The sequence below is a fragment of the Dyadobacter sediminis genome, assembly GCF_005860765.1.
Taxonomy (GTDB): domain Bacteria; phylum Bacteroidota; class Bacteroidia; order Cytophagales; family Spirosomataceae; genus Dyadobacter; species Dyadobacter sediminis.
Window position 1 is genome coordinate 321512 of sequence record NZ_VCEI01000025.1, and the last position, 13516, is coordinate 335027.

12 protein-coding genes are annotated in these 13516 nt (G+C 44.0%); 9 read left to right on the forward strand and 3 right to left on the reverse strand.

Going from position 1 to position 13516, the window contains the following annotated elements:
• The first annotated feature begins 112 nt into the window (after window positions 1-112).
• A complete protein-coding gene (locus FEM55_RS25295; RefSeq protein WP_262710590.1) occupies window positions 113-247 on the forward strand; it encodes a hypothetical protein in 135 nt (44 codons plus the stop codon).
• 19 nt (window positions 248-266) lie between these two features.
• On the opposite strand, the gene FEM55_RS13740 is transcribed toward FEM55_RS25295, so the two are convergent.
• Window positions 267-515, reverse strand: coding sequence for an AtpZ/AtpI family protein (locus tag FEM55_RS13740; RefSeq protein WP_138281944.1), 249 nt, complete (start codon window positions 513-515; stop codon window positions 267-269).
• A gap of 138 nt (window positions 516-653) precedes the next feature.
• Between FEM55_RS13740 and porW the strand changes: the two genes are divergently transcribed.
• Genes porW through uvrC form a run of 4 tightly spaced genes read left to right on the forward strand, consistent with a single transcriptional unit; the run spans window position 654 to window position 8240 of the window.
• Window positions 654-2867 (forward strand): type IX secretion system periplasmic lipoprotein PorW/SprE, encoded by a 2214-nt coding sequence (porW, locus tag FEM55_RS13745; RefSeq protein ID WP_229209255.1) that lies wholly within the window; start codon window positions 654-656, stop codon window positions 2865-2867.
• A 51-nt stretch (window positions 2868-2918) separates the two neighbouring features.
• Complete coding sequence (locus FEM55_RS13750) at window positions 2919-5219, forward strand: penicillin-binding protein 1A (RefSeq protein ID WP_138281945.1); 2301 nt, start codon at window positions 2919-2921, stop codon at window positions 5217-5219.
• 18 nt (window positions 5220-5237) lie between these two features.
• The gene (locus FEM55_RS13755) at window positions 5238-6371 is read left to right on the forward strand and encodes a glycerate kinase (RefSeq protein ID WP_138281946.1); all 1134 of its coding nucleotides are present in this window, start codon (window positions 5238-5240) and stop codon (window positions 6369-6371) included.
• 60 nt (window positions 6372-6431) lie between these two features.
• Window positions 6432-8240: an excinuclease ABC subunit UvrC gene (gene uvrC, locus FEM55_RS13760; protein ID WP_138281947.1), complete on the forward strand. Its 1809-nt coding sequence runs from the start codon at window positions 6432-6434 to the stop codon at window positions 8238-8240.
• Here the strand turns inward: uvrC and FEM55_RS13765 are convergent.
• Complete coding sequence (locus FEM55_RS13765) at window positions 8209-9471, reverse strand: BaiN/RdsA family NAD(P)/FAD-dependent oxidoreductase (RefSeq protein WP_138281948.1); 1263 nt, start codon at window positions 9469-9471, stop codon at window positions 8209-8211. The two genes, uvrC and FEM55_RS13765, sit on opposite strands and share 32 nt — an antisense overlap.
• A 318-nt stretch (window positions 9472-9789) precedes the next feature.
• Between FEM55_RS13765 and FEM55_RS13770 the strand changes: the two genes are divergently transcribed.
• The 4 genes from FEM55_RS13770 to FEM55_RS13785 are packed head-to-tail and all read left to right on the forward strand — an operon-like array spanning window position 9790 to window position 12567.
• Window positions 9790-10056 carry a PqqD family protein gene (locus FEM55_RS13770; RefSeq protein WP_138281949.1) on the forward strand — a complete coding sequence of 89 codons (267 nt, stop codon included), beginning with the start codon at window positions 9790-9792 and terminating at the stop codon, window positions 10054-10056.
• A gap of 5 nt (window positions 10057-10061) precedes the next feature.
• Window positions 10062-10502 carry a lasso peptide biosynthesis B2 protein gene (locus FEM55_RS13775; protein WP_138281950.1) on the forward strand — a complete coding sequence of 147 codons (441 nt, stop codon included), beginning with the start codon at window positions 10062-10064 and terminating at the stop codon, window positions 10500-10502.
• Between the two features lie 12 nt (window positions 10503-10514).
• On the forward strand, window positions 10515-11432 hold the full coding sequence (locus tag FEM55_RS13780; RefSeq protein ID WP_138281951.1) for a serine kinase: 918 nt from the start codon (window positions 10515-10517) through the stop codon (window positions 11430-11432).
• A 1-nt stretch (window position 11433) separates the two neighbouring features.
• Complete coding sequence (locus FEM55_RS13785; RefSeq protein WP_138281952.1) at window positions 11434-12567, forward strand: nucleotidyltransferase domain-containing protein; 1134 nt, start codon at window positions 11434-11436, stop codon at window positions 12565-12567.
• On the opposite strand, the gene FEM55_RS13790 is transcribed toward FEM55_RS13785, so the two are convergent.
• A complete protein-coding gene (locus FEM55_RS13790) occupies window positions 12564-13511 on the reverse strand; it encodes an aldose 1-epimerase (protein ID WP_138281953.1) in 948 nt (315 codons plus the stop codon). The genes FEM55_RS13785 and FEM55_RS13790 overlap by 4 nt on opposite strands.
• Window positions 13512-13516: the final 5 nt, after the last annotated feature.

Genomic DNA, 13516 nt, shown 5'->3' on the forward strand with positions numbered 1-13516 from the left:
ACAAAAACAGTGCAATAAACACAAGGCTGAGAACAATCCGGCCTGCGATTGTGGAAATGTAAAAGGTGACAAATTTTTCCCGTTTGTTTCTGAAACCGAATTCCATTAACCTGTGAATGAAAAAGGACAGCCCGAAAAAGAAGGCCAGAATATACCAGATATGCCGGTGCAGGAAAAAATCGAAGTGAAAATGCTGAGCGAGGAAAAATACAATTCCAAGAACGGCTGTTGCTATAATGCTGCGTAACATGCGTAAGCTTTGATATTTACTTTTTCGTAAAACTTCTGATCAACATATACAGCGATGCAGCAATGGAAACCAGGGAAAGGATCAAGGTCCAGACCGGTACTTTGTTCTGCTGCCATTCGTCCAGCTTGTAGCCGCCATAAGTAAATAGCAGTATGGTGCCCAGCATCTGGGTTGCCATTCCGGAATACTTCAGAAATCCTGAAGACTGTTTTTTCAACGCGGATTTCCTTTCTTCACTGAACGGGTCAGGATTATTTTTCTTCATGGGGACACAAATAAAATATAATGTTAAAATTGCTCCAAATTTTAGAAATGACGTTATCTTCAATACGTAAATATTCAAATTACCGTTTTAGTTTTGCTTGTCAAGAAGATAATTAGACCATCCCTAATAGCCAAATTCGTGATCGACCGTTCCATTATTCATATCAGCCGGCTGTTACTATGCCTGATCTTTATAAGCTGTTTCTTTGCCTGTTCGCAATTCAGCTCCAGACGGGGTGCCATTGGTTTTCATAACCTTTCTGCAAGGTACAATGCCTATTTCATGGCAGAACAGGATTTGCTGAATGCCGAGTATGAAATGAAAAAGGCTTTTAAAGAAGATTATAATCAGATTCTGCCGATTTTGCTGCCAATGGACTCTGTCTTGTCCCTTCCCGTAAAACCGCAGCTTGAAAATGCCGTTAAAAAAGCTTCGATTGTCGCCGAAAAACACCAGAACAGCAAGTGGCTCGACAACAGTTATATTGTATTGGGAAAAGCGCGTTTATACATGGGAGAATGGCCGGACGGGCTTGAAGCACTGCGTTATGTATATGCAAACGGGCGTGATGAAAACGACAAGAACGACGCGCTGATTCTGCTCATGCGTGCCTACATTGTCCAGAAGGATTTTTCCAATGCACTTGGCGTAGCCGAGTACCTGAGCCAGCAAGCGCTGGATAAAAATTCAACGCGCGATTTTTATCTTACAAAAGCGTATCTGCACCAGCAAAACGGCGAATACCTTACTTCGGTTGCCATTCTGGAAGAAACTTTTCCCATGCTGAACAAATCCATTGAAACAGCCAGGATCCATTTTGCAGCTGCGCAGATGTACGACCGTCTCGGACAGTATGCGCTTGCAAACAAGCATTACAAAAGTGTGCAGCGAAATACGCCGGATTACAATCTTGGATTTTATTCATCCATGAATTCCCTTCAGAATGAAGTCGTGCTCAATCCGGAAAGAGATCTCTCTTCTGTCGGCTTTGAAAAAATGCTTCGTGACCGTAAAAATGACGATTTGAAGGACAAGATCTATTTTACAATGGGCTTGCTGGCTGAACACCGCAAACAAATACCCGAAGCCATTGAATATCTTCAGAAATCCGCTTTTGCTTCCAAAGGAACCAATACGCAGCAAAAGGCTTACACTTATCTTCAGCTGGCTCGTATCAACTATGAAGCGCTTGAAAATTTTGAAAAATCAAAGTCGTATTATGACAGTGCATTGATCATCCTTCCGGAAGAAGCGCCGGAATACAGGCTTGTTGCCGACCGTAAAAAGGCGCTGGACGATTTTGTAACGCAGTACATGCTTGTCGATATGGAAGACAGTCTTCAGAATCTTGCTAAAATGAATCCTGCGGCGCTGGACAATTATATCGACAACATCATTGAAACGCAGGAAAAAGCCAGAGTAGAGGAACAAAGAAAAGCCAGAGAAGAAATGGAACTGGCACAAAATGCAACCAGCCGGAGTACGCCAAACCCGATGATGAACGGAAATGAAAGAAGATGGGAACTGTACGATCCGGCTTTGATAAATCAGGGTAAAATAGAGTTCAAAAGAATCTGGGGAAACCGTCCGCTTGAAGACGACTGGCGGAGAAGCAGCCGCCAGCTTAAAACACTCGCAGCCGGAAATCCGGACAATCCGCTCGACTCTGCCGAAGCGCCTGTTGCGTCCTCGGACAGCATTATGAAAAAAGGCAGCCAGGAATGGAATGAACTGCATGATACCATGAAACAGAGCGTTCCGCTGACAGAGGCACAACTTGCAGAATCGCAGAAGAAAAAGGAAGACGCCCTGTATAATCTTGGTAAAATTTACCGCTTTGACCTGAAAGAACCGCAACGTTCGATTGCGACTTTTGAACGCATTCTTGCTGATTTTCCAAATACGCAGTACAAGGAAGAAATTTATTACCTTCTATACCTTACCTATGACGAAGGCAACAGCAATAAACTGGTCTGGAAAGACAAGCTGCTGAAAGAATACCCGACCTCCACGTATGCACGGTTGGTAAGCAAATCGCCGGATGCTGCAGGCAATGCGACTGCAATCGGGACCAATCCTGTAAAAGAATATGAAGCTGCTTACAAATTGTATCTGGACGGGAATTATTCCAAAGCACTCGACGACATTGAACAAAATCTTCCTGCCTACAAAGGCGGCCCGATGGAAGATAAATTTGCATTGCTGCGGGTTTTCATAATCGGGAAAGTACGGGGAAAAGAGGCTTATGCACAAGCCATTGAAGAATTTATGCGGTTGTATCCTTCCAGCGTATACCTTCCGAGACTAAAAGAAATGCAGGAACTTAATTCTGTATCGATGGGAAAGAGATAACTGTCTGAAATTGTATCTTTGTCCGTTTACTATTAAAATACCCTATCATTTATGATTGAATTACAACCCGGAAAGTACCGGCGCAGCATTGTTCGCCTCTGGCGTTTTGTTGCATTTGGGCTGGGTCTTGTTATACTTTACATTGTTGCCGTAAGTTTCAATTTTTTCTGGCTTTTCGGAGGAATGCCGGATTTAAAAACACTCGAGAACCCGAAAAGCGAACTTGCATCCGAACTGATCAGCGAAGACGGCAAATCGCTGGGCAAGTACTTTTTTGAAAACCGTATTTCCATTGACATCGCACAGATTTCACCGAATCTGATCAATGCGCTTATAGCAACCGAAGATGCGCGTTTTGTAAACCATTCCGGAATTGACCCGAGAAGCTTGCTGCGTGTTTTCAAAGGGATTGTTTCAGGAAATTCCAGTTCGGGCGGCGGCAGTACATTAACGCAGCAGGTTGCAAAAAACCTTTTCAATACCCGTTCCGAAGAATTTGAAGGCATTCTGGGAAAAATTCCATTGGTCAGAATTGTAATTGCCAAAACGAAAGAATGGATTCTGGCAGTGATTCTGGAACGGAAATATACCAAGCAGGAAATCATGAAAATGTACCTGAACACGGTTTCGTTCGGGAATAATACGTATGGAATCAAGGTTGCGGCCAAAACCTATTTCAACAAGGAAGCCTGGGACTTGAATGTGCCGGAAGCTGCACTGCTTGTCGGAATGCTTCAGAATCCGACGCTTTTTAATCCGCTTCGTTTTCCTGAAAATGCTTTGAACCGCAGAAATATCGTTCTTGGCCAGATGATGAAATACGATTATCTGTCTACGGATAAATTCGACCGCTATAAAGAAAAATCACTGGGACTGAATTTTACAGTTGACAGCCATAATACCGGTCTTGCGCCGTATTTCAGGGAGTCGATGCGCGGTTATCTTAAAAGCTGGATCAAAGTTTACAATGAAGAGCATGACGAAACTTATGACCTTTATACAAGCGGCCTGAGAATCTACACGACTATAGATTCACGCATGCAGCGGTATCAGGAAGAAGCACTGACGGAGCATATGAAGCAACAGCAAAAACTGTTTGATGCACACTGGAAAGGCCGTGATCCGTGGATAGACAAAAATGGAAAGGAAATTCCGGGATTCATTAATTCAGCTGTCCGGAAATCGCCGCATTTCATTTCACTTAAAAGGGACCTTGGCGAAGAGGAAGCATGGAGGATCATGAAGAAGCCGTATAAAATGAAGGTTTTCTCGTGGAATGGCGAAAAAGAAGTAACCATGAGCCCGATTGATTCCATTCGTTATTACAAGCGTTTTTTACGTGCAGGCATGATGTCCATGGATCCAAGGAACGGACATGTCAAAGCCTGGGTAGGAGGGATTAATTTCAAATATTTCAAATACGATCACGTCAAGCAAGGCTCCCGGCAGCCGGGTTCTACATTCAAGCCGTTTGTTTATGTTTCTGCACTTGACAAGAATTTCCTGACACCTTGTGATCATGTTACGGATCAGCCGATTTATTTCGGTCCGTCTGATGGCGCTCCAAGCGGCTGGTCTCCGCGTAATTCCAATAACAAATATTCCTATCAGGCATTGTCGCTGAGGCAGGCGCTTGGAAAGTCTGTGAATACGGTAAGTGCCTATCTGATGAAAATGGTGCGTCCCAAAACAGTTGTGGATTATGCGCACAAGCTGGGCATTACAAGCAATCTGCAGGCGGTGCCTTCGCTTTGTCTGGGAATCAGCGACGTTTCTGTTTATGAAATGGTTGGCGCTTATTGTGCCTTTGCAAATGGCGGTCATCGTACGGAACCAATGACTATCCTGCGTATTGAGGATCGTTACGGAAACGTTTTACAGGAATTTTTTCAGAAACAAAATCAGGAAATCAGTGAGAATATGGCATATAACATGCTGTATCTGATGCGTGGTGCTGTGGAAGATCCGGGCGGAACGGCGGGCCGGCTGAGACAATACGGCGTTACTGAAGGAAATGAAATCGCTGCAAAAACCGGAACGACATCCAATTATTCCGACGGCTGGTTTATGGGCATGACGCAGCATCTGGTTTCCGGCATCTGGGTGGGCGGTGAAGACCGAAGCATTCACTTCCGTACCATAGAATTGGGTCAGGGCGGACGCGTTGCCATGCCGGCATGGGGAATTTTTATGAAGAAAGTTTATGCTGATCAGACACTTGTGCAATACCGCAAGGGGCCGTTCAACAAGCCTGAAAATTATGTAAGAGAATGCGGCGGCGGTGTTGTCTCGGATAGTACCGATACCTATGTTCCGCCGTCCCGCTCGGATGATGAAGGTGTGTTATTTTAAAATAATGTGCCCTGATTTATGAATATTCTTGTTGCACCCGACAAATTTCGCGGTTCGCTGGAAGCAGCTGAGGTTTGCAGCGCAATAGAAAAAGGAATTCTGCTTGCTTTTCCCGATGCATGTGTTCATGTTGTTCCGCTTGCGGACGGGGGTGAGGGAACTGCCGAGATATTAACCAGACAGGCTTCCGGTTCCAGCGTAAAAGCCGATGTAAAGGACCCGCTTGGCAGACTGATAAAAGCTTCTTACGGAATTTCAGCAGATAGAAAGACAGCCTTTATTGAAATGGCTGCGGCCTCCGGACTGAGCCTTCTTACGGTTGAAGAACACAATCCGATGCTGGCCAGTACATTCGGAACCGGCGAACTGATAAAAAATGCACTGGATCAGGGCATCCGGGAAATAATTCTGGGAATCGGAGGCAGCGCTACAACAGACGGCGGAACCGGAATGGCAGCTGCTTTGGGCTTTCAGTTTTATAATCAGGAAAAACATCTTATTGAACCCAACGGCGCTTCGCTCAATGAAATAAAATCCATTGATTCCACGCATGCTGATCCAAGGCTGAACGATGTCAGCATAACGGTTGCATGTGACGTAACCAATCCGCTGACCGGATTGAACGGAGCCGCATACATTTACGGTCCGCAAAAAGGAGCCAGTCCTGAAATGGTCAAAAAGCTGGATGACGGCCTGAAGAATCTTACAGCAATTGCTTCTGAAACTTTCGGAAAAGATGTTAGCCGGAACCCGGGTGCAGGCGCAGCAGGCGGACTTGGAGCCGGTTGCTTATGGTTCCTGAATGCAGTTCTGAAAGACGGAACAAGCATTGTAATGGAACAATCCGGGATCACGCAATTGATTGAAAATGCGGATCTGGTGATTACGGGAGAAGGGAAAGTGGACGAACAGACGCTTAGCGGTAAAGTAGTAAAAGGTCTTGCCGGTTATTGCCGGAAATTTAACGTTCCGCTGGCCGTGGTGTGCGGAACCCTGCAGATTACTCCCGAGCAGGTCCGCGATGCTGGTATGACTTATGCTGTATCTGTCCTAAACCGGCCGATGGATCTGAATGTTGCACAAAAGGAGGCCTTTGACCTTGTTAAAGACGCAACTTTTCATCTTGTGAGGTTGTTTTTTTCAAATAGGTGAAAATGGTTGTGTAACTTATTGGACAAATTCATTTCCATTGTCCAGACAATCAAAAATTAAATGTCTGAATTCAATTATAAAGAAGAACTTTCCAAAATTCCTCTTGAGCCGGGTGTATACCGGTATTTTGATGAAACAGGAGAAGTTATATATGTTGGTAAAGCCAAAAGTCTGCGTAACCGGGTTTCCAGTTATTTCCTGAAATCCAATCAGCATGACCGTAAAACAAAGCGTCTTGTCAGTCAGATCCGACGTATTGAATATACCATTGTGTTAAGTGAATGGGATGCGCTGCTGCTGGAAAATCAGCTGATCAAACAGCTTCAGCCCAAGTTCAATATCCTGCTCAAAGACGATAAAACATATCCTTTTATCTGCGTTACGGATGAGCCGTTTCCACGCGTTTACCCGACGCGCAACCTGGATCGTAAAAAAGGTACTTTCTATGGTCCGTTTGCAAATCTGCGCTCCATGTACACGTTACTGGACATGTTCAAATCCTTGTATCAGATCAGGTCCTGTCAGCTTCCTTTAAATAAGGAAAACATCGAGGCGAAGAAATTTAAGGTTTGCCTGGAATATCACATCGGCAACTGCAAAGGCCCGTGTGAAGGGTTGCAGGGTGAAAAGGAGTATAATGCGGAAATTGAGCAGATTCATCATATTCTTAAAGGAAATCTGTCGTTGCCCCAGCAGTATTTCAAAGAAAAAATGCTTGAAGCTGCGGAACAGATGGCTTTTGAAAAAGCACATTCCTGGAAAACCAAAATCGAGCATCTTTCCAATTTTCAGAGCAAGGCTACGGTTATCAATCCAAGGATCGGGAATATCGATGTGCTTACAATTGTTTCGGACGAAGAAGCGGCTTACCTGAATTTTATGAAAATAAAACAGGGTTATATGGTTGCTACCCAGACAATTGAAGTCAGAAAAAAGCTGGATGAAAGCGATGCGGACATTCTGGCCATGATGATCGTGGAAATGCGTGCTACTTATGGCACCGAGGCAAAAGAACTGATTTCAAACCTGAAACCGGATCTTGAAATGCGGCTGGAAATTACCGTTCCGCAAATCGGCGACAAGAAAAAACTGCTCGATATGTCCATGAAGAATGTGATGTACTTCCGCAGGGAAAAAGCAGAAAGAAGAGAAGTGGAAAACACCGCAACTTCATCCAAAAAAGACCGTGTCCTGATCAGACTCAAAGCCGATTTGCAGCTGAAAACGCTTCCTCGGCATATTGAATGTTTTGATAATTCCAATATCCAGGGTACAAATCCTGTTTCGGCAATGGTCTGCTTTAAAGACGGAAAACCGTCCAAAAAAGATTACAGGCATTTTAATATCAAAACGGTTATCGGACCCAACGACTTTGCTTCCATGAATGAAGTCGTCGGACGGCGTTATCTGCGACTGATCGCGGAAGAGCAGCCCATGCCGGATCTGATTGTTATTGACGGCGGCAAAGGACAGCTCGGAGCTGCCTGCGATGCATTGAAGAGTCTGGGAATTTACGGCCAGGTTCCGATTATCGGGATTGCCAAAAGGCTGGAAGAAATTTATTTCCCCGAGGATTCTTTGCCTCTATATATTGACAAAAAGTCCGAATCGCTTAAACTCATCCAGCAAATCCGGGATGAAGCGCACCGGTTTGCCATTACTTTCCACCGCGACCAGCGAAGCAAGGGAAGCCTGATCAGTGAGCTGGAAAACGTTAATGGCGTGGGAAAAGTAACTGCCGCCAAACTGCTGAAACATTTTGGATCGGTACGCGGAATACGGGAAAGTTCGCTGGAAACACTTACCGAGCTGATCGGACTGGATCGTGCCAAAAAGGTCAGAGCTTATTTTGATGCAATGGCTCAGTAACGTTTTCAGCGCCGATGTGCAAGCCGGCCATATAGCCGGTTGTCCATGCATTCTGGAAATTGAAACCGCCTGTAATACCGTCTACATCCAGCACTTCTCCGCAGAAAAACAATCCGGGAACACTTTTGCTTTCCAGTGTTTCCGGCTTCACGTCCGCCAACGAAATTCCTCCGCAAGTGACAAATTCTTCTTTAAAAGTCGTTTTTCCTTTTACTTCGAACTGACTGTTTGTGAGCAGTTCCGTAATACGGTTTAATGATTTGTTGGTGGCTTCCGACCAGCGCAGCGTCTCACCGATTTCCGCTTTTTCTGCAAATGCTTTCCAAAGCCTCAGCGGAATCCCGAATCTTGCATGCGAAGTAATCTGTTGTTTGGGCGTTTTGACTTTTTCCTGAATCAGGATTTCACGGACCTGTTGCTCGTTGAAGTCCGGAAGCCAGTTTATTCTGCATGTAAAATGATAATTTTTTTCCGCCAGATCGCGCGCGCCCCAGGCTGATAATTTCAGAACTGCCGGCCCGCTGAAACCCCAATGCGTAATCAGCAGCGGCCCGCGCCATTCATGCTTTGTACCGGAAATTTTTACAAGCGCATCCTGAACTGAAACGCCTGCAAGCGGAAGCAAGTCGTTATCCGGCGTATTAAAAGTAAACAGGGAAGGAAGCGGGGAAACAATTTCATGATCATGCGATTGGAGCCAGCCAAACCCTTCGGGTTTCGAATAACCGCCCGTTGCAATCAGCAGGCGGTCCGCATAAATGGTTTCATTCTGGTCGGTATACAAAAGAAATCCCTGCTGCGTATCGTTTGTGATCTTTGAAAACGACTTTACGGAAACGCCTGTACGGATTTCTACATCCGCATTTCTGGCAGCTTTTAAAAAGCAGTCAATAATCGTTTGGGAAGAATCGGAAACCGGGAACATGCGTCCGTCCGGTTCGGTTTTCAATTTTACTCCGTGCTTTTCAAACCAGCTGATCGTAGCCGTGGCGTCAAAACGGCCAAGAAGCTTGCGTAGCAGTTTTTCACCTCTTGGATAATTTTTGATAAAAAACCGCAGATCGGACGGATGATGCGTGACATTGCATCTTCCGCCGCCTGAAATGCGTACTTTATTCAATACGGTCCTGTTTTTTTCAATTATAAAAATCCTTGCATCCGGATAATTTTCTGCTGCTGTAATGGCAGCCATAAATCCCGAAGCGCCTCCGCCAACGATTGCAATCTGCATGAAATAACTTTTAAGATCATGATGAAAAAGACAGGCAGGTTATAAAAGTTCCAGATCAATTTGAAAATTGCTATTCACTTGTTGTACTTCAATTGCTGCCCTTTGAAAATTACCTGCAAGCCATTCTGGTTGTTATGAATTTAACTGGCTATCTATGATTAATGTTGCAGTGTATTTCAGGATATTCGGCTTTTCTGATTCATTGCTGTATTGCATAACAGCAGACGAAGGGAATAAAGTTTAACAGGAAGTTATTAAAATTTTTAACTTTGTAAGATACAGAAAACGGCAGCTTTCCATATCCAATACGCTTAAATCATGAAATACCAGTTATCATCCGACCAGATCTCGTCCAAAGTTGCAGGTGAAACTGTCATATTGAACCATAGCAAAGGCGCTTATTACGGGCTGGATGAAGTGGGCGTCCTGATTTGGGATACACTTGAAAAAGGGCCGCAGACCATGGATTCACTTTGTCAGGTTGTTGTAAATGAATACGATATAGACACGGAAACGTGTAAAAACGATATTGATGTGCTGCTGAAAGATTTGATTTCTGAAAAACTGGTGGAAATTGTTAAATAACTATTTTGGGCAAATCGGGTCAATTTATAAAAAGATGGAAAAGTCTGAGCTATGACGGAAAGGTAATCTTTCTCAAATCGGCTGTTTGCCTTTTGCTGATCAAAACGGGCCTTACATTACTGCCGTTTCTACAATTCAGAAGGTTGTTTCACCGGATTACCGAAACAAGTACAGTAAAGGAAGTTTCACCGCAGCAGATTGAACTTACCGTCTGGGCCGTGGATACGGCGGCCAACTTGCTGCCATTTGAACTACTCTGCCTGCCGCGTGCACTTGCTGCCAAATACCTGCTGCGAAAAGTACCTTCTCTGACACTTGAAATCGGCATTGAGGTAAATCCTGCAAAGCATTTTGAAGCGCATGCATGGGTTGAAAATAACGGAACGGTTATCATGGGCAAGTGGCCGGAATCTGTTTCTTATCACCGCCTCTGGGCCTGGAAATAACTATTGACACACATGTATTCCTATCTTGCATATGGCCTGAACATATTTTCCGAGATCAAACTGCCGGAATTGAGTGAAGTAAAAACAGTTGCAGACTATGATCTTCACATTCAAGTTGCACAATTTGAATTTCCCAAACTGAGAACGACACAGATTTACAGAAGAGGGATCAAGGCTGATTTTGGAAAAGATCAGGATGAAAATCTGTATTTGCATTGGGAAAATGTAGCCGGTTTCAAGGCAAGTTCCGGAAGGTTTCTTACCATCATGCCATTTTGTGAAGACCCGAATCTACTGAGCCTTTTTACTGTCAGTGAAGCGCTCGGACTTGTTCTGTTTCAGAAAAATTACTTTTTATTACATGCGAGTGCGGTGCAGATAGGAGATGAGGCGTGGTGTTTTATGGGTGCACCCGGTGCCGGAAAATCAACAACTGCTGCAGCGTTTATCAAAGCCGGATGTAAACTGTTAAGTGACGATCTGACGGCGATTCATTTTGACAAGGATGGTTTGCCTTTTGTGATTCCGGCTTATCCGCAGCTCAAAATCTGGAGTAACACAGTAAAAGGACTTGATTACGATGAATCCGGATTGCAGCCGGTGAGTGAAGGAGTTAACAAATTTTCTTATCAGCCAAAATCAGGTTTCTTGCACGATCCGGTTAAACTGGGCCAGGTTTTTTTTCTTCATAAAGCAAGGAACCGCAAGGCGCTGCAAACGCTGACGGCTGCTGAAATTCCGACAGAAATGCTGAAAAATTTTCCTTTACCCGTTCAGCTGCTGGCCAATGAAGCGCTGAAAAGGCATTTTCTGCAAAGTTTTCAATGTGCAAAATCTGCACAGATGTGGCGAAAAAAGAGGCCGGACGGATTCAGTAATCTGGAAAAGTGGGTTCAGGAAAGCATTCCGGAATCATTAATTGCCGGTTGATATGCAAAAAATCAAAATTTCGCCTGAACTAGCGCATTTGATCAAGGCTGCATTGCATTTAACGCACGATCTTCCAATTGCTATTTACAAAAGACCTGTTCATTGGGAACGGTTATCAAAGCTTGCGAACTGGCATCAGGTCAGGCCGTTGCTTTTTGACTATATTCAGCAAAATCATCTGGAAGGTATTCCAAAAAAAATCTTGCAATCACTTCATGAAGACAGCGTTGGGCAGGCCGTGACCAATATGGCTTTTCTGGGCGTTTCTCTTAAATTATACAGGCAACTTGTTGAAAACGATGTTCCTGCATTTTTAATGAAAGGCGCTTTGTGGGCGTGGATGTTATACGACAAGCCCGGAAACAGGGAATTTGGCGACATTGACTTTTTTATTGATAAAGCCAGCATTAAGAAAAGTCTGAAAATATTGTCGGACAACGGCTTTGAGCCTGATCATTACCGTAGCTACTTATTGAGCAGAATGCAAGTTGCTAGTCAGTATCTGAATACAGATTACCAGCTTCCATTGAATCCGGTTAATGAAAATATTCTGCAATCGCTTGAAATTCAGTGGAATTGTAGTTATCCCCGTTATTGCTATGATTTTTCCTGGACCGAAATAGCCGGTGACATGACCGAATTCAGCATTTCAGGAGCTTTGGTCAGCATACCGAAAATGGAAAATCAGCTGCTGATGATGCTGATCCATCACGGAGGCGTTGAGCAGTGGGACAAATTGAAATACATGGCGGATTTTATTCGTTTACTGCGCTTGTATGCAGACAAACTTGACTGGAATTACATTGCTGAAACAGCCCGGAAGAAAGGTTTCAAACGTCTTCTGCTTGAATCTTTGAACGCAGTCACAATCATTACCGCAGAAGATTATCTTAAATACTTGAATCCAAAAGCACCATTTTCACCTTCGGCTTCATTTTTCCGGAATATGATCACTCATTGGGAAAATGAACGACCGGTAATCAAAACCAAATCGTGGAGGATCTTGCTTTATAATCTGAAGTACCGCGATAACTGGAAAAGCAGGTTCTCCATCATTGCAGCTCATTTATCGTATATTTCCAATCTGCAGCTTATCTGGCACAAAATGATCTGGTACCGTAAAAACCGGTTTTAGGTCAAAAATACCTGAATTGTACCTTCGACCTGATTTCCCGGAGCCACAATATTCAGTCCTTCGCCTGAATTGAATGCATTGACGTTTGCAGTTAAAGGCTCTATTGCCACACAGTCCCTTGCCGGAGGAGTATAAACGACAAGAAAGTTAAATTTATCTGCACCAATTCCCTGACGAACATTCAACGTTACATCCTGATTTTCAGAAATAAGCTGAGTTACTGCGGAGTCATTTTGTGAACGGATTACAAAGCAGTTATCAAAAGCTTTCTTGTAAAGCAACGTTGGCATATCTACAGTGAAAGGTTCTTTACCGGTTGGAATCGAATTGTAATCAAATGCTACGATTTCATCAGAAGGAATATTGATTTTCCAGGCATCGGCGGATTCATTTCCCAGCAAAAAATACGGATGCCAGCCAAACATGACCGGAGCCGGAGAAGTGCCTTTGTTTTCGGCTTCGTATTTCAATGTAAATGTTCCGGCAGCATCCAGTTTGTATGTAACGGAAAACTGAAGTTCAAAAGGATAACCTTTCAGTTCTTTAAGATGAAATGACAACCTGATCAATGCATACTGATCTTCAATGATTTGCTCTTCTATTTCAAATGGCTTTTTGCGGACAAGTCCATGGATGGCATTCAGGTTTCCGTCTTCATTTTTATCCAGTTCATAATCCTTTCCCAGAAATCTGTACTTTCCATCCGGAATACGGCTTGCAAAAGGGAAAAGCAATTCACTGGCACTTCTGGAATCTTCGGTAAGCAAATGCGGAGTTGCAGGTGTTTTCAGAACCGAAAAAAGGGTTTCATCTTTCAATAAGGAAAGCTGGCGTACAATCCCGCCGAGTTCCGGAATAACGACAAACCTGTTTTTTGTTGCTGAATCCTGAACGACAAGCTCTTTCAGGTCGCCAAATTGCTGTTCAAATATTTCAAATGCCATTATGA